Raw genomic sequence first — 22070 nt, forward strand, 5'->3', positions numbered from 1 at the left:
GTGCTGTTCCCGCATTCATCTGGAGAGTTCATGTCATCACCCACAAGTGCTGGTCCTGCCCTTGCCACCCCCCTCTCAAAACCGGTCCTGATGGTGGTGGACGACGACGCCGAGGTGCTGCGCGCCGTGTCGCGCGACCTGCGTCACCGCTACGCCGAGACGTACCGGATCGTGCGCGCCCAGTCGGGCGAGGAGGCGCTCAGCGCGCTGGCCGAGCTGAAGCGGCGCGGCGACACGGTGGCGCTGCTGCTGAGTGACCAGCGCATGCCGCAGCTGAACGGGGTGGAATTCTTGGCGCAGGCGTCCCGGCTCTACCCGGACGCCAAACGCGCCCTGCTGACGGCCTATGCCGACACCGACGCGGCCATCCGGGCCATCAACGAATCACGGGTGCACTACTACCTGACCAAACCCTGGGACCCGCCTCAGGAGGAGCTGTACCCGGTCATCGACGACCTGCTGGGCGACTGGCAGGGCGAGTACAAGCCCGGCTACGGCGGCCTGAAGGTGATCGGCGACCGCTGGTCACCCGAGGCGCATGAGCTGCGTGACTTTCTGGCGCGCAACGGCGTGCCATACACCTTCTACGACCTGGAAACGCAGCCGGACGCGGCCAGCCTGCACGGCGACGAACCGCTGCCGCTGGTGATCTTTCCGGACGGGGAGCGCCTGGGCGCGCCATCCATCCAGACGCTGGCAGCGCAGCTGGGTCTGGGGCTGTCGGCCAGCCGGCCGTTCTACGACCTGGCCATCGTCGGCGCGGGGCCGGCCGGGCTGGCCGCCGCCGTATACGGCGCCTCGGAGGGGTTGCAGACGGTGCTGATTGAGCGCGAAGCTCCTGGTGGACAGGCCGGGACCAGCAGCCGCATCGAGAACTACCTGGGCTTTCCGGCCGGTCTGTCCGGCGGCGACCTGGCGCGGCGCGGGGTGGCGCAGGCGCAGAAGTTCGGGGTGGAGCTGCTGTCGCCGCAGATGGTCACCGGTGTGCGGCTGGACGGGCAGTACAAGTACCTGCAGCTGGCCCAGGGTACTGAGATCGGGTGCCACGCGCTGGTGCTGGCGACCGGGGTGAGCTGGCAGACGCTGCCGGCCGAGGGGGCCGAGCGGCTGGGCGGCCGGGGGGTGTACTACGGCGCGGCCCGCAGCGAGGCGGTGAACTGCGGAGACGAGGACGTCTACATCGTCGGCGCCGGAAACTCGGCCGGTCAGGCGGCGATGTACTTCTCCACCTACGCCACCCGGGTGGTGATGCTGATCCGCGGCGCCAGTGTGGAGGCCAAGATGTCGCAATACCTCGTGGAGCAGCTGCGCCGGACCCCCAACATCGAACTGCGGCTCAGCACCGAGGTGATCGCGTGTCACGGTGACCAGCACCTAGAGCGCCTGACCCTCCAGGACCGCAAATCCGGCGAGACCCAGGAGGTGGCGGCCAACTTCCTGTTCTGTTTCATCGGGGCCGCGCCGCAGACCGACTGGCTCGACGGGGTGGTGGCCCGGGATGCCCACGGCTTCGTGCTGGTGGGCGACAGCCTGCCGGACGACGCCCTGCAGGGCTGGCCACTCAAGCGCCGTCCCTATCCGCTCGAAACCAGCGTGCCGGGCATCTTCGCGGTGGGTGACCTGCGGGCGTCCAGCATCAAGCGGGTCGCCAGCGCGGTGGGGGAGGGCAGCGTGACGGTCAGCTTCGTGCATCAGCACCTCGCCACCCTCTAGGCCGAGGGGCAGAACCTGCGGCCGGAGCGACAGGCGGCCAGTCACGGCTCCAGCACTCCGTCCGGCCCCATCCTCACCTGCCCGGGGCGCACCATAACGGCATGCTCCGGCTCTCCATGACCACCCATGCCCGGCTGGACGCGACCTCGGTGCTGCTGATGCTGGAGTTGCCCCGGCTGCTGCGGCTGGGTAGCAGGGCAAGCCGGGCGTCCTGGCTGCTGGCCCTGCTGGGCGTGGTGACCGGCGGCGGCACCGACTATCCGTATCCGGTGCGGGGTCCCCGGCTGCTCTCGCCCTGTGACATGCCCGCAGCGAGTGGCTGAGTTTTCCGCTGTACGTGGCGCTGCCCATGTGGCTGGGTGGATGGAGCATCCAGGAACGGCGGTCCTTGACGGGGTTGCTGCTGGGACATCTGGCGGTGCATCTGCTGACCGAATGGCCCGCCCCGCGCCGGGCGGCCCCTCTTCACTTTAGCCTCACTTGAGCGTGTTCTCTGCTGGCCGCGGCTTCAGATGAAGCTGTTCAGGGGCATATCCGGAACATCTTCTTCCCGAATGGCCCGCATGCTGGGCTGAGGCCGGGCCGGCGAGCAGCGGTCCAGGCTGCCGAGGGAGGAGGGCAGACGTGCGTGCACTGTGCTGGAACGGAATCAATGACCTGCGGGTCGAGACGGTGCCGGACCCGGAGATCCTGACGCCCGGTGATGTGATCCTGCGGGTCACGATGTCCACCACCTGCGGGTCGGACCTGCACCTGATCGATGGCCTGATCCCGACCATGGAGCCGGGCGACATCATCGGCCACGAGTTCATGGGCGAGGTGGTGGAGGTGGGACCGGGGGTCCGCAACGTGCGCAAGGGTGAGCGGGTGGTGGTGCCGTCCTTCGTGGTGTGCGGCCAGTGCTGGTACTGTCAGCACGACCTGTACTCGCTGTGCGACAACACCAACCCGAATGCCCGGATGCAGGAGCCGGTGCTGGGGCACCATACGGCCGGTATCTACGGCTACAGCCACGCCTTCGGGGGGTACGCCGGGTCGCACGCGCAGTACGTGCGGGTGCCGTTCGCCGATCAGGACTGTTTCCGGGTCCCGGACGGCCTCAGCGACGAGCAGGCGCTGTTTCTCTCGGATGCGGCGCCCACCGGCTTCATGGGCGCGGATTTCTGCAACATCCAGCCGGGGGACGTGGTGGCGGTCTGGGGCTGCGGCGGCGTGGGCCTGATGGCGATTCAGAGCGCCTACCTGCTGGGCGCCGAACGGGTGATCGCCATTGACCGCTTCCCGGAGCGGCTGCAGCTGGCCCGTGAGCGGGCCGGGGCCGAGACCATCAACTACATGGAGGTGGACAGTGTGCCGGAGACGCTGAATGCCATGACCGGCGGGCGTGGTCCGGACGCGTGTATCGACGCGGTGGGCATGGAGGCGCATGGCACCGGCATCGGGGCCGCCTACGACCACGTGAAGCAGGCGCTGCGGCTGCAGTCCGACCGGGGTCAGGCACTGCGCGAGGCCATCATCGCCTGCCGCAAGGGAGGGGTCCTGTCGATTCTGGGCGTGTACGGGGTGATGGACAAATTCCCGCTGGGCGTGGTGATGAACAAGGGCCTGACGGTCCGGACCGCCCAGCAGCACGGCCAGAAATATCTCCCCCGGCTGCTGGAGCACGCCGAGAGGGGAGAGCTGGACCCCTCCTATCTGGCGACCCACCGCTTTTCGCTGGAAGAGGCGCCGCGCGGCTACGAGATGTTCAAGACCAAGCAGGACGGCTGTGTGCGGGCGGTGTTCGTCCCGTGACGTTCACCAGCACCGTTCTTTTTCCCAGGAGGTATTCATGACCGCAACCGGACCCATCCACATGACCCGTGCAGGACACGAGCGGCTGCAGCAGGCGCTGGAGCAGGCGCAGCAGCGCCGCGACGAGGCGGCCAAGATGCTGTCGGACCTGCGCGACGACGCGATTGACCTGGAAGACCGCAACCTGCAGAGCGCCCAGACCGACCTGACCGGGCTGGACGCGCGCATCTTCGAGCTGGAGGACGCCCTGGCCCGCGCCGTGGTGGTGGACGATAGCAACACCCAGGACGGCACCGTGATGCTCGGTTCGGTGGTGCTGCTGCACGAGGAAACCCAGGGCCAGGACATGCGCGTGCAGCTGGTCAGCAGTGTGGAGGTGACCGTGCGCGACGACCGGATCACCCAGCTCACCGATGACAGCCCTGTGGGCCAGATGGTGATGGGCCGGCGGGTGGGCGAAACCGTCACCGTGAATCTGCGGGACCGGGAGATGCGCTACACCATCCAGGCCGTGCAGTAGAAGCACAGGGAGAGGGAGGGTGGCCCGGGGACAGCGCACGTGCTGGACACCCGAAGGGCCACCTGCCCGGCTGCCAGCCCACGGGTCCTGCGGCTTTTCCCGTCGCCATGCGGCTCAGGTCAGCTTCATTGAAGGGGATGTTCCGCGTCCGTCAGAATTCAGGAAGAAGCTGTCGAGTACGCTGTTTTTACCCCCTCCACCAACACGCATCACGTCGCTCTCGCGAGGGGGCTTCGTTTTGCTGCTTGGCCCGGCAGAGAAGTTGAAGGGCATGAAGGTCCATCCGCCCGTGTAGATGGCCGGCGGCGTCCACGAATCACTCGGGCTTGTGAGGGCTTCGTCGCGGCTGAGGAAGCACAGCGCACAGAAATGCGCTGAACCGGGTATCCCACGGTTCAGCGCATGGAGACGGGCGCCTGCTTTAAACGGAACTGGCGAGCGCCACTCTACTTGAAAACTTGACAGCTCCGGTTCAGTACTGGTGGTGGAGGCTGTGCATCGCCTGGCCGGTCACACTGCTGACCATCCGGTTGATCAGGCGGATGCGCTCCTGCTCCTGGTAACTCATGGGCCCGGTGGCCCCCAGCTTCTGACCGCCCCTGAGGGTCCGCGCTTCCAGAAACAGGTGATGCGAGACGTGCCCGTCGTCGTGTTCCAGAGCCTTCTTGCGCCACACCAGTTCAACATTCTGCTCGCGCAACTCCGCCACGCGGACGCGGTTGCGTTCTTCCAGGACTTCTTCCCAGTCACTCATGCCTTAGTAAACGCGCGCGGGTGTTGCACGGCTCTGACGGCGGAGCCCCCTCTACTGGGGGGATCGCCCGGCCGCAGGCAGCAGAAAGCCCGCCGGGTGGCGGGCTGTCAGGGGTGAGATCAGGCCTTACAAGTCGGCGCCCAGGGCACGGAGAAAGTCATCGAAATTCACGGCGGAGGAGGTGTGGGGAGAGGCAGGGACCGTTGTCGGCTGATGCGCCGCCACCGGCTTGGCCAGCAGGCGGTCAATCAGTCGGTTCAGGAAGGCCATACCTCAGTGTGAAGTATTCGTCTTTAATGCCGGTGTATCTCCGGTGAGGCGAACTTCAGGCGGGGAAAGACTCGCGTCAGGTTGGGATGGGGGTAGGGCGGTCGGCTGAGGATCGGCCAGGGCAGCGGAAGGAAGGCCAGCCCCAGACCGCGCCAGTCTGGATGAAGGCGATCCAGAGCCCCCTGACACGGAAAGCCCACACTGGGGGCCGGCAGGCGCCGCACAATGGGCTCCGGGTGACGCACGCTCCAGTGGCGCACCTCCTGGAGGTTCCAGATGATCCGATTGAAACCGTTGCATCAGCAGGTGATGGTGATCACCGGGGCGTCGAGCGGCATCGGGCTGAGCACCGCCCGCCTGGCGGCCCAGGGTGGCGCGCGGCTGGTGCTGGCGGCGCGCAGTGAAGGCCCGCTGCAGCAGTTGACGCAGGAAATCACGCAGGCGGGCGGCCAGGCCATCTACGTCGTCGCCGACGTGAGCCAGGAAGCGGAGGTTCAGCAGATCGCGGCCCGCGCCCTGGACGCTTATGGCCAGGTGGACACCTGGGTGAACAATGCCGGGGTGGGCCTGTACGGTGCCCTGGAAGAGATCGGCACGGACGACATGCGGCGGCTGTTCGACGTCAACTTCTGGAGCGTGGTGTACGGCTCAAGGACTGCGCTGGGCTTGCTGCGCGAGCAGGGTGGCGCGCTGATCAACATGGGCAGCACCGCCTCGGAGCGGGCCATTCCCCTGCAGGGCATCTACAGTGCCAGCAAACATGCCGTCAAGGGGTTCACGGACGCGTTGCGCATGGAGGTGCAGGACGCCGGGCTTCCGGTTTCGGTCACCCTGATCAAACCGGGGCCCATCGACACGCCGTTTCCTCTGAACGCCAGGAATTATCTGGACGTGGAGCCGCAGCATGTCCCGCCGGTGTACGCGCCGGAAACGGTGGCGCGGGCCGTGCTGCAGGCCGCCGAGCACCCGGCGCGGGACGTGTTCGTGGGCAGCGGCGGGAAAGGCATCGCGGCCTTTGGGCAGCTGGTGCCCGGCGCCACCGATCGGGCCATGGAACGCTTCGTGATTCCCCGGACCCACAGCGACAAGCCTCCGCTGCCGCGCGAGCAGAACGCGCTGGACCGGCCCTCCGAGCGCTTAGCCGAGCGCGGCGACTACCCGGGGCTGGTGCATGCCAGGAGCCGCTACACCGAGGCGGCGCAGGCTGGCCTCATCCGGACGGCGGGGCTGGTGGGCTCGGGGCTGGGTCTCCTGTCCCTGGCGCTGTGGCGTCGCCGTCACCAGCGGTCTGCCCTGCGCTGAGCGGTGCTTCAGATGTCCCGCACCGCCCCGCGCGCCGCGCTGGTGGTCATGCTGGCGTAGGCGCGCAGGGCGGCGGTGATCTTGCGCGGGCGCGGTTGGGCGGGGTGCCAGCCGGCGGCGTCCTGCTGCTGGCGCCGGGCGGCCAGGGTGGCGTCATCCACCGCGAGGTGAATGCGGCGCCCCGGAATGTCGATCTCGATGGGGTCGCCGGTTTCCACCAGACCGATCGTGCCGCCCTCAGCCGCCTCGGGCGACACGTGCCCGATAGACAGGCCCGACGACCCGCCGCTGAAGCGCCCGTCGGTGACGAGCGCGCAGGCCTTGCCAAGCCCCTTGGACTTCAGGTAGCTGGTGGGGTACAGCATCTCCTGCATGCCGGGGCCGCCACGCGGGCCCTCGTAGCGGATCAGCACGACCTCGCCTGCCTGCACCGCTCCGTTCAGGATGCCGTCCACGGCGGCGTCCTGCGACTCGAAGACGCGGGCGGTGCCCGTGAACCGCAGGATGCTCTCGTCCACCCCGGCGGTCTTGACGATGCAGCCGTCCTCCGCGAGGTTGCCGTACAGCACCGCCAGCCCGCCGTCCTGGGAGAAGGCGTGCGCGGCGCTGCGGATCACGCCCTGTACGCGGTCGGTGTCCAGGGCCGTGTAGCGCCGCGACTGCGAGAAGGCGAGCTGCGTGGGAATCCCGCCGGGTGCGGCCCGGTAGAACGTGTGCGTCGCTTCGTCCTGGGTGCGCGACACGTCCCAGCGGTTCAGCGCGTCGGTGAGGCTGTCCGCGTGCACCGTATGCACGTCCCGGTTCAGCAGGCCCGCCTGCTCCAGCTGCCCCAGAATCGCCATGATGCCCCCGGCGCGGTGCACGTCCTCCATATGCACGTCGTTTTTGGCGGGCGCCACCTTGCACAGCACCGGCACCCGGCGCGACAGGCGGTCGATGTCGGCCATGCTGAAGTCCACGCCCGCCTCATGCGCGGCGGCCAGCAGGTGCAGCACCGTGTTGGTGCTGCCGCCCATGGCGATGTCCAGCGTCATGGCGTTCTCGAAGGCGGCGAAGGTGGCGATGCTGCGCGGCAGGACGCGCTCGTCGTCTGCTTCGTAGTAGCGCTTGGCCAGGTCCACGATCAGGTGGCCCGCCTGCCGGAACAGCCGCTGCCGGTCAGCGTGCGTGGCCAGTACCGAGCCGTTCCCCGGCAGCGACAGGCCCAGCGCCTCGGTCAGGCAGTTCATGGAGTTGGCGGTGAACATCCCCGAGCAGGACCCGCAGGTGGGGCAGGCGCTCCTCTCCACCGCCTGCAGCTCGTCGTCGCTCACGGCGTCGTCGGCGGCCATCACCATGGCGTCCACCAGATCGAGGGAATGCTGGGTGTCTTTCAGCAGGATTTTGCCCGCCTCCATCGGCCCGCCCGACACGAACACTACCGGAATGTTCAGCCGCAGCGCCGCCATCAGCATGCCCGGCGTGATCTTGTCGCAGTTGGAGATGCACACCATCGCGTCCGCGCAGTGCGCGTTCACCATGTACTCGACGCTGTCCGCGATCAGTTCACGGCTGGGCAGCGAGTACAGCATGCCGTCGTGCCCCATGGCAATGCCGTCGTCCACGGCGATGGTGTTGAATTCCTTCGCCACGCCGCCCGCCGCCTCGATCTCGCGCGCCACCAGCTGGCCCAGGTCCTTGAGGTGCACGTGCCCCGGCACGAACTGGGTAAAGGAGTTCACCACCGCGATGATCGGCTTCTGGAAATCGCTGTCCTGCATGCCGGTGGCCCGCCACAGGGCGCGGGCCCCCGCCATGTTGCGGCCTTCGGTGGTCGTTCTTGAGCGGTAAGTCGGCATAATGCATCCGATTCTGCGTCAAGGCAGCGGCCCGGGTGCAGGGGCGGGGTAGACGACGCCGGGCTCTGCCCAGCTCTGCCTTCAGCCTTCCAGGAACAGCGGCAGGTCGCTCTGGGGGGCCGCGCCCAGCTGCACGGCCCGCCGGTACAGCTCCTGCACCGCCCGCTCGCCCTCCTCGCCCACGTCGCGGGAATACGGATTCACATACAGATCGATGTGCGCCTGCATCACCTCGTCGCTCATCTCCAGCGCGTGCTGACGGATGTAGGCCTTCGGTTCCTGCGGGTGGGCCCAGGCGTAGTCCAGGCTGGCCCGCACCGCATCCTGCAGGGCCAGCTGGGTTTCATGCGGCAGGTCTCGGCGCACCAGAATGGCGCCCAGCGGCAGCGGCAGGCCGGTGTCCTGCTCCCACCACGCGCCCAGGTCCAGCAGCTTCACCAGCCCGTGCTGCGGGTAGGTGAAGCGCGACTCGTGGATGATCAGCCCCGCGTCGGCCTCGCCGCGCTCCACCGCCGGCATCACCTCGTCGTAGCGCATCCGGCGCAGCTGCGCCTCCGGGTACACCATCCGCAGCAGCAGCTCGGCCGTGGTGAGGTGGCCGGGCGAGGCCACCACCCGGCCGTTCAGGTCGTCCAGCGGCGCGCGCGCCACCACCAGCGGCCCCACGCCGCGACCCAGCGCGCCGCCGCTGCGCAGCGCCACGTAGCGGTCCATCACCGACAGGTACGCGCGGTAGCTGATCTTGGTGATCGGCAGCTGGCCCTGCGCCGCCCACTCGTTCAGCGTCTGCACGTCCTCCAGCACCTCGCGGACCGGCAGCGGGGTCGGCACCCGGCCGTGCGCCAGGGCGTAGAAGATGAAGGTGTCGTTCGGGCAGAAGGAGTAGCCCAGCTGCAGGCTGGCGGGCAGGGCAGGGGACGCAGTCATGGCCCGAGCCTAGCGCCCTCCCGGCCGCCCGGGGGGCGGGGCGCTACAATCCGGCCGCCAGCTGCCCCGGCGTGACCGGGCGGGTCAGCAGCTGCCGGAACACCGCCTGCGGGTCGCCCGCCTGCATCGCCTCCCGGACCAGCCGGCCGCCCACCGAGTAGGTGTAGACGTAGGCGCGGCCCGCCGGGCTGCTGATGAAGCGCAGCGTCTGCCGGGCACGTTCCTCGGTGCTGGCGCTGTAGGTCATCAGGTACTCCAGCACCTCCGCTTCGGGGCGGCCCTCCTGATGCAGCAGCCACGCCGCGTTGCCGCCCACCCCGCTCAGCTGCTCGCTGGCGCGCGCGCTGTGCAGCCAGGCGGCCACGTCGCTGGGGTCCAGGCCGGCTTCACGGCTCAGCTCGCCGGTCAGCCAGCCTTCCACTTCCTGCTCCGGCATCACGGCGTGCAGCGCGTTCACCGCGATGCCCTCGCTCACGACACATTCCGGCGCGCTGATCAGCTGCAGGGTGTGCTCGGCCCAGCCGCGCTCCCGGGCCAGATGCAGCTCCTTGAGGGCGTGTTCGGTGTGGTGGCCGGGGTAGCCCTCGTGGGCCAGCAGGTCCGGCAGGCTCGGCAGCAGCACCGGCAGGTCGGTGTTGATGTCGATGCGGCTGCGGAAGTTACCGAGCGGCCAGTTGTAGCCGCTCCACGGCTGGTTGCTGACCAGGCCGATGCTGAAGTCCTCGTCGTCCGGCAGCGGCAGCAGCTGGCGGGTGCGGCGGCGCAGCGTCTCCAGAATCGGGGCGCTCATCCGCAGGATGTCTCCGTGCGGCAGCGCCACCCGCTGGCGTAGCTGCTCGCTGCGACCGGTCAGTGCGCCGCTGCCGGGCAGAGCGGCGTCCAGCTGGGCCAGCGCCGCTTCAAAGGTGGCTTCCGGCACCCGCAGCGGCTCAATGTCAAACAGGCGGCGCACCTCCTCGCTGTAGGGCAGCCGCTCCCCGGCCAGCAGCTGAAGGGTGGTGTGCATGGCGCGCGCCTGCGCCTCCAGAAACGGACGGCGCTGCGGGTCCGGCTCGGCGGCGATCAGGGCGTCCAGCTGCTGCGCTTCCTGCTGGAGCGTTTCGAGGCGGCGCAGGCTGTGGTCGGCCCACTCGGCCGGGCCGCCGTAGCCGTCGATGAAATAGCCGCCCTGCTGCTTGACGTGGGCGTCGAGGCCATGCGCGAGGCGGACGTAGGTGGCGGCGAGCGGATCTGTGGACGGCGCAGTCATGCGGGCAGCATACGGCAGCGCTCCGGGAGAAGGCTCTACGGACACCTCAGGGGCGCCTGGGCAGGGTAAAGCCGAACACCGCGCCCTCGCCCGGCGTGCTGCGGGCGAACACCTGGCCGCCGTGCCGCGCCACGATCCGCCGGACGTTGGCCAACCCCACGCCGGTGCCCTCGAAGTCCTCGGCGCTGTGCAGCCGCTGGAACACCCCGAACAGCCGGTCCTGATACCGCGGATCGAACCCCACCCCGTTGTCCTGCACCGACACCGACCACGCGTCCGGCTGATCCTCCGCCCAGACGGTCACCTGCGTCTCTTCCCGCGTGCGGCTGTACTTCAGGGCGTTCGAGAGCAGGTTGGTCAGCACCTGCCGCAGCGTGTCGCGGTCCGCCATCACCACCGGCAGCGGACGGATCACCCAGCGAACCGGCCGGTCCAGGGCCTCCGCTTCCAGGGCCGACCGGACCTCGTCCAGCAGGGCACCTAGGTCCACCGGCCCGAGCCGCAGGGGCAGGCTGGCCGTGCGCGCGAGGTCCAGCATCGCGTCAATCAGCGTGTCCATCCGCAGGGCCGCTTCCCTCACCACCTGCAGGTAGCGGGCCGGTTGCGGGGCCAGATCGTCGCCCAGCGCCTGACCCAGCAGCCGGTTGAACGCCAGCACGTGGCGGACCGGGGCGCGCAGGTCGTGGCTGAGGCTGTAGGCAAACGCCTCCAGCTCCTCATTGGCCGCCTGCAGCTTGCGCCGTTCCTCCGCCAGCTGGGCCACGCTGTGCGCCCGCTCCAGGGCGAGCCCCAGGCTCTGCACCACCGTCTCCAGGGTGGCCTTGTCCACCGACGTCCAGGGGCGCCGCTCGAACAGCACCACCACGAACAGGCCGACCGGCGCGTCATGCACCAGGACCGGCACCGTGGCGGTGGACCCGATGGCCTCGCGCTGCGCCTCGTCCAGCGCTTCTCCGCCCCGCTCGAAGGCCCCCTGGTACACCGGCTGCCGGGTGGTCCAGGGCTGGACCAGCTCCCGGGTGTCCTCGACCGGGATGCCCCGGTTCACCAGCGCCTGCAGGGCCGGATTGTTGATCGCGCCGTGCTGCGAGCGGGCCTGCCAGAAATTGTTCTCCGGTTCGTAGTAGACCGCGTAGCCGTCCGGCAGCAGCGACATCACCACCTCCTGCGCCCGCCGGACCAGCGGAATGCGGTCGGTCTGGAGCGTGAGGTCCCGCGTCAGGTCGACGAAGGCGTTCATCGCGCGGGTGCGCGCTTCCAGTTCGGCCTTCTGCCGCTGCAGGGTGGTGGCGGTCGCCGTGCGCTCGAAGGCCAGACTGAAACTGCGCCCGATGGCGCGCACCAGCGCCTTATCACGCTCTCCCCAGACCCGCAGCGTCTGTACCCCGAACACTAGGCCGGCCTGCACCTCCCCGTGCACGGTCAGCGGATAGAACGCCACCTTGCCGAAGGTGGCGTTGCCGAGCAGGGTGCCCGAGTTCTGGTCCCAGTGGTCCACGAACACCACCTCGCCGCTGCGGATCGCGTGCTGGGCCGCCGGATGCGAGGGGATCTGCCCGGTGGTCGCGTTCCCGATCAGCTCCGGGTTGACGGTCCCGGTGTAGGCCTGCAGGGTCCACACGTCGCCCCGCGGCTCGTAGTACCCCACCACCGCGTGAGGAAAGCGGGTCGGCAGAATCGAGAACGCCAGCTGCACCAGGGTCGGCAGGTCCGTCGCGGCGCTGACCGCCTCGGTGAATGCGGCGAAGGTGCTCAGCGCGTTGCGTTCCTCATCGCGCTCCCGGGCCACCTCCGCCCGCCCCAGCGCCAGGTTCAGGCTGCGCCCCACCGCCTCCACCAGCGCCCGGGCCCGCCCGGTCCAGCCGCGCTCCGGAACGGCGAGCGCCAGGACACCCCGCACCTCACCGTTCAGCTGCACCGGAAATCCGACCACCGTCCCGTACTGCTCGGTGTGGTCCAGGTGACCGTCAGGGCCGGGCGCCTCGCGGACCACCACCTCCCGAACCCGCAACAGCTCGTTCACCAGCGGGGTGGCGGGCACACCCTGGGTGACCAGCTGCAGCAGCTCCGGGCTCAGGTTCGGGCTCCAGGCACGCGCTTTCCAGCGCTCGCCCTCCGGCTCGGAATAAAGGGTGCTGCTCCCCGGAAACCGGGCATCCAGCACCGCAATGGCCTGCCGGGCCAGCTCACGCACATCGGTGATGGCGCCGACGGCCTCGGTGTATTCGACGAAGGCGTCCAGGGCGTAGGCATGGTCGTCGACCTGAGCGTCAGGACGTCCCGGGAGCGACTGGGGCTCGGCCATGGCTGCACGATACCTGCTCATCCACCGCTTTGGGTGGGCCGTGCCACGGAATTCGCCCGCTGAAGTGGCAGTGCTTACGTTTGGTGAAGCCAGCGGCGGGGGGGAACCCGGGAGCCGGGCCGGACGGGCTGTGGAGGACGAGGACCGGCCCTGCTCGTTTCCATGAAGGCTCGTTGGAGCTGGCCCTGAAGCCGTCCTTTCTGCGCGTCAGGATGTGGGGGGGGCGTCCCGGACCAGCGCCACATGGAACAGGTATTTTTCGTCATGCGGGTCGTCGGACGACTCGGCAAAAAAGGTCGTGATGGTCTGTTCGAGCTGTTCCTTGAGCGCCTGGGCCTGGGCCCGGCTCAGCCGCATCACCCCCCACTCGTTGAGCGGGAGGGTGGGCATGGCCGCCGGCGACGCGTCCATCGCCCACGCCGGTACCAGATCCCGGTGCAGCAGGTCGCCGTTGTTCAGATACACGTGGAAGGTCCAGTCGTCGGCGACCCGGCGGTATTCGCGCGCAAATCCGCGCAGCATGCGCTCCCAGGCGGAATGGTCACGGCGGTCGAGCATGTCTTCAAACGGCATGACGGAGGTGGGGTCCATCCGGAACCGGGTGGCGACCGCCCGGTACCGGGCCGGACGGTCCTCGCCCACCCGCTCGAGCAGCCCCCAGGCCAATGCGCGCTTGACCCAGTAGTTCAGGGCGCTGGGGCTCACGTCGGTCATCCGGGCCACCTCGGCCACCGTGATGGGGCCGCTCATGAACGGCGCGAACAACCGCAGTTTCGCCAGATCCAGAAACAGATCCATGGCCTCGGAAGACGTGACGGTAACATGGGTCACTCAAAAAGTCTACCCGTTATTTTTTGGGAGCCCCACCCTATTCTGGGCCTATATATACGTTTTGCCTGGAGGTGACCATGAATTCAACGCTCCGACGCTCTGTCCTGTGCCTGCTGCTGGCCCTGGGCAACGTGTGTGGCCAGCTGCATGCGGCTGCCACACCCACCGCCCTGGGCCCCACCTGCAGACCTCCTTCCTGCAGTCCCTTTTCGCAGCAGGCCTGACGCCCACCCCACCGTCACCGTCGCCGTCCGCCCTGTGGCGGCGACGGTTCACTGTGCCGTTCCAGCCCATTTCAGGAGACCCTATGCGCCATTCACTGCTGCCTGCCGCCCTGCTCCCCGTCCTGCTCGCCGCCTGTGGCGGCGGCGGAAGCCCCACGACCCCCCCGCCCGGGACCGGGCAGGGCTCGGCCCTGACCACCCGACTCGGTGCCTGCGCGGTGGTCAACCAGAGCGCCGACCCGGCCGCCAGCAGCTGCCTGACCGGAGCCTACACCGGCAAAACGCTGTCTGGCGCCGAGTGCAGTCTGACGGTCCGGGCCGACGGCGGCTACGACTACGTCAGCCCCACCCTGACCTATACCTTCACCGCGACGGCCCAGGCCACCCGCGTGTTTGGGCACAACAGCATCGAGGGGAGTCATCAGGTGATCTGGCTGATCAACGATCCCATGACCGCCAATGAACCCAAGGAGCTGAACTTCGAGGCCCGCTGGGGTGCCAACATCGCCGCGCCGAAGCTGGAGATTGAGGCCATGAAGCATCTCAATGGGGGAGGCTCGGTGTCCTCGACCTGCAACGTGCCCCTCTGATCCTGAACCCTGCTGCCGCGGCGGCACAACGAGAGGCTGGGATGCTCTGCATCCCAGCCTCCCTCTGAAGTTCAGAAGCGCCCGGTGGCGAATTCTGTCATGAGCTGCGGCGCGGCGCTGTCGAAGCCCACCAGGTCCAGCATTCCGGCGTCCGCCGGGTCGGCGATACTGAACCGTGTGGCGGTCATCCCGACCACGATCAGCCGCGCGGGAATTCCCATCCGCTCGCGGTACTGCTGCAGCGCCACCGCCGGGTGCACCGCTCCCGCCCAGGTCTCGTTGTCGGTGTACACCACGAACACGTCCGCCTCGATCCGGTTGCGGGCGGCCCACAGCATCGGCAGCGCGCAGTCGGTGCCGCCCATCGGGATCTTCTGCATCGACGCCACCGCGTCGTCCAGCCGCGTGCGGGCAGAAAACTTCAGCGGGGTCAGGCCCGGCTCTCCGCCGCCCCACTTGCCCCCCGTCCGGCCCTGAACCGCCGAGAAGGCCAGCGCCGTGGACCGGGCCTCGGTCCGGGTGGTCACCATCGCCATCGCGGCGGTGCCCAGCCGGGGGGTCAGGCCCGGCACGCCCGCGATCATGCCGCTGTCCATCGAGCCGGACACGTCGAGCCCCAGCACGAACCGCTGGTTCGCCGGCTCCACCGCCGCGAAGGCCAGCATGAACGCCTGGTCCAATGCGTTCACGATCTGCGGCACCACGGTCCACGTGCCACTGCCTTTCACCCCGCGGCCCGCGCGGTAGACCAGCAGGGCCTTCAGCACGTCGATCGGGTGGACATGGCCCCGGCGCAGCGCCTGGGGGTCCGTGAGGCGCTCCACCACCTGCTGAATCACGTTCCAGTTCCCGGGAACCAGCAGGCCCACACGGGCGAGGTTGCCGAGGTTGCGCAGCGTCCAGGTCAGGCCGTTCGTCTCCAGCGCCGCCCGGTACACACCCGCGCCACGCACGTGCGTCGGGACCGCCTCGATCGGCAGGCGGTACTCGCGCATCAGCTGGGCGGCGTCCGCGTCACTGCCCGCCCCCTGGGCCAGCAGGTGTCCCCGAATGACGCGCAGCGCCTCGTCCGTCACTTCGCCGTCGTCCAGCACGCCCCTCACCATGAAGCGCAGCACCGCGTTGCGGGCCGGGTCCTCGGCCTTCGGGTGCGCGAGCCGCAGGACGTCCGCGTGCGACCAGCCGTCGCGGGCCTTATACTTCACCGCCCACAGGGCCAGCCGGTCGAGGGCGGTGTTCAGGTACAGGTCCGAGATGCCCTGGCGGGTCAGGCGGCCCCAGCCCCCGAACTCCTGCAGGAAGGCCAGAAAGTGAAACAGGTGGGTGCCGGTCCGGGCCACCTGCGGCAGCGCGTTCCAGGCAGCCTTGCGGGCCGGGAGGTCGCCGAGCTTGGCCACGGCGGCCAGCGCCAGCAGCGCCGGGTCGGCCTTGGGAGCGCGGTTGCGCTGCGCCACGTCGAGGATCAGCTGCACCGCCTTCATCCCGTGCTCGCGCACGAAGCGCGTCACGAAGTCCGTTTCCAGCCGCGTCTGCGCCCGCTCGTTCACGTAGTAGGTGCCGCCCTCCGTCCCCAGGATCAGGAACCGCAGGAAGCGCGCCTCGTCACTGACTTCGAACACGAAGCCGCCCGCGTTGTTGCGCACCTGGTCGAAGCGTCCGGGGAGCGGCTCGCGCTGGTTCACCCGCTGCGGAGCAATGGCCTTCAGATAGTTCTTCATGATGTGGCCCTCCTGTCCAGGGCAAAGCTGGGGGAAGAAGCGGGTGAGCCGCTTCCCCTCCATGTCTTGTGATGTGCCGCAGTGCGGCGCTGGTGGAGCGGGCCGGATTCGAACCGGCGACCTGGCGATTAACAGTCGATAACCCTCGAACGTCGGCCCGTCGGGCAAGGAGTGCCGAGGATGTCCTGCTCTACCACTGAGCTACCGCCCCACACATTGATGTGTCCGGAAAGGGCCGGACTCCCGTCATGCTGCGCGCCCCGGCCCGCCGGACGGGCGAAGCGCTGGAGCAGGTTGAAGGACTTGCACCCCCATTTCCCGTGTGGCACACGGACGTCCTGCTGTTGGACGAAACCTGCGAGGAAGGGTGGGGCTGGGCGTGGTCAGGCCGCAGCGGATGCGAGGGTGCCCCCACAGCGCTGCCGGTCCTGACCGTTCACCACACCCGATATTGGATGGCCCTCCAGGGCTCGAACCTGGAACCTTCTCGTTCAGAGCGAGGTGCTCTCCCACTTGAGCTAAGGACCAGAGAAAGGCTCCGGACAAGGGATGACCGACGGAGTTGATCCGTTCGAGGGAGAACCATCGGTCTTCGGCCCGGAGCCGAGGAGGGACAGGGGAGGACTTGCACCTCCGCGAGATGAACCGTTCACTGCTTCCGCTGCTTGTTCACCTGTCCGTGGGGTGACTGCTGGGAGTTGAACCCGAGATCTCCGCGCCCACAACGCGGCGTCCTGCCCTTGGACGACAATCACCACAACAACTCGGCCAGCGCGACGGCTGGCCGAGGAACGCGGGCAGAACCGTCAGGAAGGTTGTGTCTTGAGGGAGAAGCATGGAGCGTGGCCTTGACGACCGCCCTGATTCAAGCGGGCATGCCGGGTGCGGCTCGCCTCGCGGTCAGGATGTCGGGTTGCGTTCGTCATGGGAATCACCTCTCGAGGAGTCTAGTCGGCACGAAGTCGCACCACATGCGCCCATCGGCCTAGCGTGTCATACGCCGTGTGGACGGGGACCTGTGCCGGGCGGAGCAGCGCCTGGTCCCCACTCAGGTGCTAGCCTGAAGCCCTGACTGATCGAGGTCAGCTTCCTTATGCGAATCCCCCTGCCAATCATTGGTTTGAGTGTCGTTCTTGCCGCGTGCGCTCCGTCCATCACTGTCACGTCGAGCGATCAGGTGTCGAAGCCCCGGCTGCAGACGCAGGTGTACGAGGGGGCTGGAACGGGCGTGCTGTCCAGTGCCCGGTACCGTATGGCCCTGAACGTCGATGCCGCTGGCGGAAGTGCCAATGGCGTGTTCTACAACCTCACTTCAGGGAACAACTATGCCGTCCAGGGAGCGTACGTCCCCACAGCCGGTGGCGCGGATATGGCGCTGAAGCTGTACACGGATGTCGGCGGCTCCATTTCGGCGTCGGCCGTGGTGAGGGACTTCCGGCTTGGGGCGGAGGCGAAGCAGGCAGGTGAGCTGACGGGCATGCTGCGCGGCGTGGAGTTCAGCGGCAAGCTCCGGCTGCTGACGGGCAGCATCTCGGTTCAGCTTCACCGCACCGAATAACGAGGGAGAACATCGGCGGCCGGTGGCTCAGCACTACGGCCGAGATTTCCCGCGCAGCCATGTGTCGGCGAACGGGCGCCCTCCCCTCGCCCTGCGGAGTCCCGGCCGTGGCGGCTATGGCAGACTTCGAGGCATCGCCAATGGACGATCAGGTGGCCAGAAGGTTCAGGAAAGGGCATTCTCGGTGTGTGGGTCCCTCTCCACGCCAGTCTCGTTAAGGTTGAGCGCCGCCCGTGCCCTGCGCCAGGGCCTGAATCGCCTCGTCGAACAGGACCTGTCGGCGGGCCTGATACTCCCGCTGGGCCTGCTGCTGGGCAGCCGCCAGCCGGGCTGGGAGCGCAGTCCGGGCCTGCTGATAGCGCCGGTCGAGCTCCAGGTGCAGCGCAGCTTCCACGACGTAGGTCAGCCGGTAGCCCTGGGTGTCCTCCGCCAGCGCCGCCGGGGGCCAGGCATGCGGCGCCAGCTGCCGGATCAGGTGGTGGTAGAGGGTCAGCTCTTCGCGGCTTCTGATCAGGACCGTGTGCGGACACGGCAGCCCGGCCCGACGCCTCAGGTCGTCCAGTGAGGCGCCCGGCGTGAAGCTGCCGTCCAGCTGATGCAGGCCGATGCCCGCCTTGGCCAGCAGCTGGGCCAGCAGCGTCACAGCCTTGTCGCGCTCCCCCGGATACGGGCTCGACAGGGCCAGATGCAGCACCCGCTGGAGTCGGAGGGTCTGGTCGCCGGTCACGGAGTGGCGCCTTCCAGCCGCGCGATGGCATGGCGGCGCTGTTCGATGTCGCCCAGAACCTGCCGGGCCTGCTGGGCGGTCGCCGCCTCGACCTGACGCCAGATGTGCAGGTCGGCCGCGACGCGTGCGATGTCGGTGCTGAGCTGCTGCAGCAGCGTCCCTGCCTGATGGTCGAGGGTCTGCTGCAGCTGCGCCACGTCTGCCGGCGGCACCTGGGCCGGATTGAACTGGAAGAACTGTGTCTGGGCGCGTCGCCACTCCAGCAGGTCACGCGCCCGGCGCTGGCCGATGCCGGGAACGTAGCGCACCTGCGGGCCGATGTCATACGCGGTGCGCACGCCCGCCCGGTGCAGCGCCGTGATGGAGGAAGGGCCGATGCCGTTGACCAGTCCTGCCGTCAGCGGCTGCCGCTTCAGGTACTGGGCCAGAGCCGCCTCGCGGTGCTGCTCGACCAGCCGGTCCAGCGCCGGCTGCTCCTCGGCGGCCAGCGCCAGGATCCTGGCCCGCTGCGCCTCGAGCGGCGGCAGGGCGGCGCGGTACTTCGCCACGGCGCTGTCGGTCTGCAGCAGCCCCTGCAGGGTCTCGAGCCGGGCCTCCAGCGACGTGATGTCCGCCTGCAGCTGCCGCACCAGGGCGCGGTGCTCGTGGCGATGCGTGTTCAGGGCCTGCCGATGCTGGGCCCGCAGCGCGCGTTCGTGCGCGGCCTTCACCTGCCTCGGCCCGTTGGTGCTGAACAGCAGCCAGGCCAGCAGGGCCAGCCCCAGCGCCATCCAGAGCGGCGCGCTGTACCACAGCAGCGCGCTGGCCCCGCCGAGCAGCAGGACGGCGGTGAAGCGGCGGGTGCGGGCCGCCTGCAGGCGCTGCGGCGGTGGCGGCGAGAGCTGCAGGACCGGCGCGGCCGGCACGCTGAGCGGCAGCACCGGCAGCAGCAGCGGTGCGGTGACCGGGGCAGGCGCGGCCGGCATTCCCAGCGCCTGCAGGCCCTGCCAGACCCGGTTCAGTTCGCGCACGACATCCAGCCGCTTGGCGCCGGCCGACACCCGGCTCTTGGTGGTGGCCGCCTGGGTGGTGGCGCACCACGGGCAGCGTTGGCCGCGCACGTGGCGGTGGCTGATGTCCTGCGGGCAGCCGGTGAGGCTGCGGGCCAGCTTCGCCAGCGCCCGGTCCCACTCGCCGGCCGACGGGCGGCCCCGGACCTCCGGCGCGAAGGCCCGCTCGAACAGACGGGCCACCTCTGGCGTCAGGTCCGAGAGGGTCAGCGTCTGCGGCGGGGGTTGGACGCCGCGTGGCTGTCGGGCGTACGCGAACTGGTGGGCCCGGATTGCCTCGGCAGGGGTGGGGGTGGCGCCGCTGGCATGCACCCCGGAATACGGATGGCGGCCCTGGAACAGCAGCTGAAAAATCATCACCGCCAGGCCGAACAGGTCGTGGTTGGCGTCGCGCACGAAGGTCCCGAACCGCTGGCCCTGCAACTCCGGCGGGGTGGTATCGGCGGTGCCGACCGGGCAGGGAAACACCTGCTGCCCCCAGCGGATCTGGAACGAGTCGGTGTCGATCAGCCGCACGGTGCCCTGCGGCGAGACCATCAGGTTGCGGCTGCTCACGTCGCCGACCACGTGGCCGCTCAGGTGCATCACCGCGAAGGCGCGGGCCACATTGCGCGCCACGTGCACCAGGAAACTCCAGTCGGTGCCGGGAAAGTACTTGCGCCGCGAGGCGGGGCCGAACAGGTCGTGGATCTCGCGGTACTCGTCGGGGCTCACCAGCGGCATCAGCAGGCCCTGAATGCTGCCGCTGCGGTCGCGGAGCAGGGCGCTGGGCCAGGCGCTGATGCTCAGCACGTCCGGCCGGCACGCCTGCACCTGCGCTTCCAGCTTCTGCACGTCGCGGCGGCTGGGCGCGTTCAGGTACACCTTGGCCACCAGCTGCGGCTGCCCCCGCACCCGGTAGACGGTGCCCTGTCCGCCCACGCCGAGCGGCTGGTCCAGGGCCACCGGCCGGCCCTGGCCATCCAGCAGGGCCAGCTGGGTCATGCCGGGGCCGCTCCCGGTCCGGTCAACAGCAGGTCGGCGGTGTCGTCGTCTGGTTGGGTCGGCTCGGGCTCAGGGGCCATCGGCCGGGCCACCCGCCGGCTGGCCAGCACCAGGGTCTTGTCGTCGTTGGTGCGGGCATTCAGGGCCGGCGAGTTCAGGAACTGGTTCAGGGCCGGCTGCAGCGCCCGCTGCCCCGTCTCGCCAGCGTCGGGCGCCGCCTCCAGGGTGCCGAACAGCGGCGCGAAAAACGGCGAGTGCGCCTGCCGCTCGCTGAAGGCCAGCGCCAGCGGCTGCAGGCCGTCGGTGATCAGGCTGACCCGCTGCACCTCGCCCTCGACCAGCCGGGTGTGAATGTGCGGCTCCGGCACGTCGGTGACGAAGTACGTCTGGTTGGCGTACTCCCCGTTGTCGGGCCAGAACACCACCTCGAAGGGCAACGGTTCGGTGTCCGGGGCCGGCAATGCCTGGGTGACGATCGCCCCGTCGCCCACCTGCAGGAACCAGGCCCAGCCGGGCAAGACGGCGGCCAGCAGCAGCGTACATGCCAGGTCGCGCAGGCCGCAGCCCTGCTCCTCGGCGTGGGTGGTCAGCAGCTGCCGGAGCTGCTGCACCACCTCCTCCCCGAAGTGCTGGTCCGGGCGGACGTCCGCGTCCGCGAAGCGCAGTTCCAGCAGCTTGAGCGCCTCCTCGCAGACCAGCCGGCTGCCCCGCTCGGCGTGCCGGGCGCTCCCGGCGCCGTCGCTGGCAGCCAGCAGCAGCAGCGCTTCGTCCTGGGTGTTGACGGCCTCGCGCACCTGATGGGCGTCCTGGCAGGGGAGACCGTGTTCGACGTGGGCGGTGCCGCGGACGGAACTGGAAACGTACCGCCACGCGGAGGCGGTCATATCTCCGCCCAGCCTTTGGGGCTCGCCAGGGCGACGGCGTCGCCGGGGGTGCTCTGCGACACGCTCTTCAGGCTGGCCGACAGCCACTGGAACAGCTCGCGGAACCGCACGCCGGACAGGGCCAGCGGCGCGCGCGCCGGATTCAGCTGCTCCAGCATCTTCATGTCCGCGCCGGCCACGCCCACCGAGAAGAAGGCGAACGATTTGGCCGCCTCGCCCCGCTGCACCTCGGCGGCGGCGCTCTGCCATGCGTCGGTGGGCGCGCCGTCGGTGATCAGGAACACCCACGGCCGGTAGAGTCCGATGCCGTTCTGCCGGATGGTCTCCTTGCGCTGCCGCAGCAGCTCCAGGCCGCGCTTCACCGCCTCGCCCAGCGGGGTGGAGCCCTCGGCCTTCAGCTGCGGCGCCTGGAAGTGCTCGGCGGAGGTAAAGCCCAGCACCTCGCGCACAGGACCGAAACTGACGATGGCGATCTCGCAGCGTTTGGCGGCCAGGCTGTCACTCGCCAGGTCGCGCTGGAAGTCACGCAGCCCTTCGTTCAGCTGCCGGATCTTCTCGCCGGACATGCTGCCGCTGTTGTCGAGCAGCAGCAGCACCGGACAGCGCGGTTCCGGGTTGTCGGCGAATTCGGCCAGACCGAACGACAGCTGGGCATACTCGGAGTCCGTCATGCCCCTCACTATGACACTGGAGTCTGTGTAGTTCCGGCGGGGACAGGAGGCCAGAACGGCTCTGCCCTGACCGAGACTTCCGGCAGCGGGGTCAAGGGTGTTTGGGCACGACGGCCACAGAAAGATCGGCATTCCAAGCTGAGATGCCGATCTCGGTCAAGT

19 protein-coding genes and 4 tRNA genes are annotated in these 22070 nt (G+C 69.1%); 7 read left to right on the top strand and 16 right to left on the bottom strand.

The window, feature by feature from the left end:
• Positions 1-30: 30 nt before the first annotated feature.
• The 4 genes from ABOD76_RS11975 to ABOD76_RS11990 all read left to right on the top strand — a co-directional run bounded on the left by ABOD76_RS11975 (position 31) and on the right by ABOD76_RS11990 (position 4027).
• Positions 31-1713 (top strand): FAD-dependent oxidoreductase, encoded by a 1683-nt coding sequence (locus ABOD76_RS11975; protein ID WP_350245080.1) that lies wholly within the window; start codon positions 31-33, stop codon positions 1711-1713.
• A 101-nt stretch (positions 1714-1814) separates the two neighbouring features.
• Entirely contained in the window at positions 1815-2036 is a 222-nt protein-coding gene (locus tag ABOD76_RS11980) for a hypothetical protein (RefSeq protein WP_350245081.1), read from the top strand.
• A gap of 301 nt (positions 2037-2337) precedes the next feature.
• A complete protein-coding gene (locus ABOD76_RS11985; RefSeq protein ID WP_350245082.1) occupies positions 2338-3507 on the top strand; it encodes a zinc-dependent alcohol dehydrogenase in 1170 nt (389 codons plus the stop codon).
• 37 nt (positions 3508-3544) lie between these two features.
• Positions 3545-4027 (top strand): GreA/GreB family elongation factor, encoded by a 483-nt coding sequence (locus tag ABOD76_RS11990; RefSeq protein ID WP_350245083.1) that lies wholly within the window; start codon positions 3545-3547, stop codon positions 4025-4027.
• Positions 4028-4499: 472 nt separating this feature from the next.
• Here the strand turns inward: ABOD76_RS11990 and ABOD76_RS11995 are convergent, their stop codons facing one another.
• Entirely contained in the window at positions 4500-4781 is a 282-nt protein-coding gene (locus tag ABOD76_RS11995; protein WP_350245084.1) for a hypothetical protein, read from the bottom strand.
• 126 nt (positions 4782-4907) lie between these two features.
• A complete protein-coding gene (locus ABOD76_RS12000) occupies positions 4908-5051 on the bottom strand; it encodes a hypothetical protein (protein WP_350245085.1) in 144 nt (47 codons plus the stop codon).
• A 276-nt stretch (positions 5052-5327) separates the two neighbouring features.
• On the opposite strand from ABOD76_RS12000, the gene ABOD76_RS12005 reads away from it, so the two are divergent.
• Entirely contained in the window at positions 5328-6353 is a 1026-nt protein-coding gene (locus ABOD76_RS12005) for an SDR family oxidoreductase (RefSeq protein WP_350245086.1), read from the top strand.
• 8 nt (positions 6354-6361) lie between these two features.
• On the opposite strand, the gene ilvD is transcribed toward ABOD76_RS12005, so the two are convergent.
• The 5 genes from ilvD to ABOD76_RS12030 form a co-directional block, all read right to left on the bottom strand.
• Positions 6362-8191, bottom strand: a complete 1830-nt coding sequence (ilvD, locus tag ABOD76_RS12010; protein ID WP_350245087.1) for a dihydroxy-acid dehydratase — start codon at positions 8189-8191, stop codon at positions 6362-6364.
• An 81-nt stretch (positions 8192-8272) separates the two neighbouring features.
• The gene (locus ABOD76_RS12015) at positions 8273-9118 is read right to left on the bottom strand and encodes a 1,4-dihydroxy-6-naphthoate synthase (RefSeq protein WP_350245088.1); all 846 of its coding nucleotides are present in this window, start codon (positions 9116-9118) and stop codon (positions 8273-8275) included.
• Between the two features lie 43 nt (positions 9119-9161).
• The gene (locus ABOD76_RS12020) at positions 9162-10367 is read right to left on the bottom strand and encodes a hypothetical protein (RefSeq protein WP_350245089.1); all 1206 of its coding nucleotides are present in this window, start codon (positions 10365-10367) and stop codon (positions 9162-9164) included.
• A gap of 46 nt (positions 10368-10413) precedes the next feature.
• A complete protein-coding gene (locus ABOD76_RS12025; RefSeq protein WP_350245090.1) occupies positions 10414-12672 on the bottom strand; it encodes an ATP-binding protein in 2259 nt (752 codons plus the stop codon).
• Positions 12673-12879: 207 nt separating this feature from the next.
• Positions 12880-13503, bottom strand: a complete 624-nt coding sequence (locus ABOD76_RS12030) for a MarR family transcriptional regulator (RefSeq protein WP_350245091.1) — start codon at positions 13501-13503, stop codon at positions 12880-12882.
• Positions 13504-13810: 307 nt separating this feature from the next.
• Between ABOD76_RS12030 and ABOD76_RS12035 the strand changes: the two genes are divergently transcribed.
• Positions 13811-14317, top strand: coding sequence for a hypothetical protein (locus ABOD76_RS12035; protein ID WP_350245092.1), 507 nt, complete (start codon positions 13811-13813; stop codon positions 14315-14317).
• 71 nt (positions 14318-14388) lie between these two features.
• Here ABOD76_RS12035 and rsr read toward each other — a convergent pair whose 3' ends face one another.
• The 5 genes from rsr to ABOD76_RS12060 all read right to left on the bottom strand — a co-directional run bounded on the left by rsr (position 14389) and on the right by ABOD76_RS12060 (position 16790).
• Entirely contained in the window at positions 14389-16035 is a 1647-nt protein-coding gene (gene rsr / locus ABOD76_RS12040; protein ID WP_350245093.1) for an RNA-binding protein Rsr, read from the bottom strand.
• Between the two features lie 90 nt (positions 16036-16125).
• Positions 16126-16246, bottom strand: a tRNA-Asn gene (locus ABOD76_RS12045).
• Positions 16247-16320: 74 nt separating this feature from the next.
• Positions 16321-16394, bottom strand: a tRNA-Gly gene (locus ABOD76_RS12050).
• A gap of 93 nt (positions 16395-16487) precedes the next feature.
• Positions 16488-16563, bottom strand: a tRNA-Gln gene (locus ABOD76_RS12055).
• A 152-nt stretch (positions 16564-16715) separates the two neighbouring features.
• Positions 16716-16790 (bottom strand) — tRNA-His (locus tag ABOD76_RS12060).
• Positions 16791-17128: 338 nt separating this feature from the next.
• Between ABOD76_RS12060 and ABOD76_RS12065 the strand changes: the two genes are divergently transcribed.
• Positions 17129-17593 carry a hypothetical protein gene (locus ABOD76_RS12065; RefSeq protein ID WP_350245094.1) on the top strand — a complete coding sequence of 155 codons (465 nt, stop codon included), beginning with the start codon at positions 17129-17131 and terminating at the stop codon, positions 17591-17593.
• Positions 17594-17807: 214 nt separating this feature from the next.
• Here ABOD76_RS12065 and ABOD76_RS12070 read toward each other — a convergent pair whose 3' ends face one another.
• From ABOD76_RS12070 to ABOD76_RS12085, 4 genes are read right to left on the bottom strand one after another with little or no spacing between them, the layout of a single operon-like run.
• A complete protein-coding gene (locus ABOD76_RS12070; RefSeq protein ID WP_350245095.1) occupies positions 17808-18320 on the bottom strand; it encodes a hypothetical protein in 513 nt (170 codons plus the stop codon).
• Positions 18317-20353, bottom strand: a complete 2037-nt coding sequence (locus ABOD76_RS12075) for a helix-hairpin-helix domain-containing protein (protein WP_350245096.1) — start codon at positions 20351-20353, stop codon at positions 18317-18319. Before ABOD76_RS12075 ends, ABOD76_RS12070 begins: the two co-directional genes overlap by 4 nt.
• On the bottom strand, positions 20350-21237 hold the full coding sequence (locus ABOD76_RS12080) for a PP2C family serine/threonine-protein phosphatase (protein WP_350245097.1): 888 nt from the start codon (positions 21235-21237) through the stop codon (positions 20350-20352). Before ABOD76_RS12080 ends, ABOD76_RS12075 begins: the two co-directional genes overlap by 4 nt.
• Positions 21234-21908 carry a vWA domain-containing protein gene (locus tag ABOD76_RS12085; RefSeq protein ID WP_350245098.1) on the bottom strand — a complete coding sequence of 225 codons (675 nt, stop codon included), beginning with the start codon at positions 21906-21908 and terminating at the stop codon, positions 21234-21236. Before ABOD76_RS12085 ends, ABOD76_RS12080 begins: the two co-directional genes overlap by 4 nt.
• Positions 21909-22070 lie beyond the last annotated feature (162 nt).

Origin of the sequence: Deinococcus sonorensis KR-87 (assembly GCF_040256395.1) — a bacterium.
GTDB lineage: Bacteria > Deinococcota > Deinococci > Deinococcales > Deinococcaceae > Deinococcus > Deinococcus sonorensis.

What these genes read in the sequence shown, in the direction of transcription:
- ABOD76_RS11990 (WP_350245083.1), top strand. Translation starts at nt 3,545, where the DNA reads ATGACCGCAACCGGACCCATCCACATGACCCGTGCAGGACACGAGCGG.
- ABOD76_RS12065 (WP_350245094.1), top strand. Translation starts at nt 17,129, where the DNA reads ATGCGAATCCCCCTGCCAATCATTGGTTTGAGTGTCGTTCTTGCCGCG.
- ilvD (WP_350245087.1), bottom strand. Translation starts at nt 8,191, where the DNA reads ATGCCGACTTACCGCTCAAGAACGACCACCGAAGGCCGCAACATGGCG.
- ABOD76_RS11995 (WP_350245084.1), bottom strand. Translation starts at nt 4,781, where the DNA reads ATGAGTGACTGGGAAGAAGTCCTGGAAGAACGCAACCGCGTCCGCGTG.
- ABOD76_RS12075 (WP_350245096.1), bottom strand. Translation starts at nt 20,353, where the DNA reads ATGACCCAGCTGGCCCTGCTGGATGGCCAGGGCCGGCCGGTGGCCCTG.
- ABOD76_RS12005 (WP_350245086.1), top strand. Translation starts at nt 5,328, where the DNA reads ATGATCCGATTGAAACCGTTGCATCAGCAGGTGATGGTGATCACCGGG.
- ABOD76_RS12080 (WP_350245097.1), bottom strand. Translation starts at nt 21,237, where the DNA reads ATGACCGCCTCCGCGTGGCGGTACGTTTCCAGTTCCGTCCGCGGCACC.
- rsr (WP_350245093.1), bottom strand. Translation starts at nt 16,035, where the DNA reads ATGAAGAACTATCTGAAGGCCATTGCTCCGCAGCGGGTGAACCAGCGC.
- ABOD76_RS12025 (WP_350245090.1), bottom strand. Translation starts at nt 12,672, where the DNA reads ATGGCCGAGCCCCAGTCGCTCCCGGGACGTCCTGACGCTCAGGTCGAC.
- ABOD76_RS12015 (WP_350245088.1), bottom strand. Translation starts at nt 9,118, where the DNA reads ATGACTGCGTCCCCTGCCCTGCCCGCCAGCCTGCAGCTGGGCTACTCC.
- ABOD76_RS12035 (WP_350245092.1), top strand. Translation starts at nt 13,811, where the DNA reads ATGCGCCATTCACTGCTGCCTGCCGCCCTGCTCCCCGTCCTGCTCGCC.
- ABOD76_RS11980 (WP_350245081.1), top strand. Translation starts at nt 1,815, where the DNA reads ATGCTCCGGCTCTCCATGACCACCCATGCCCGGCTGGACGCGACCTCG.
- ABOD76_RS12020 (WP_350245089.1), bottom strand. Translation starts at nt 10,367, where the DNA reads ATGACTGCGCCGTCCACAGATCCGCTCGCCGCCACCTACGTCCGCCTC.
- ABOD76_RS12000 (WP_350245085.1), bottom strand. Translation starts at nt 5,051, where the DNA reads ATGGCCTTCCTGAACCGACTGATTGACCGCCTGCTGGCCAAGCCGGTG.
- ABOD76_RS12085 (WP_350245098.1), bottom strand. Translation starts at nt 21,908, where the DNA reads ATGACGGACTCCGAGTATGCCCAGCTGTCGTTCGGTCTGGCCGAATTC.
- ABOD76_RS11975 (WP_350245080.1), top strand. Translation starts at nt 31, where the DNA reads ATGTCATCACCCACAAGTGCTGGTCCTGCCCTTGCCACCCCCCTCTCA.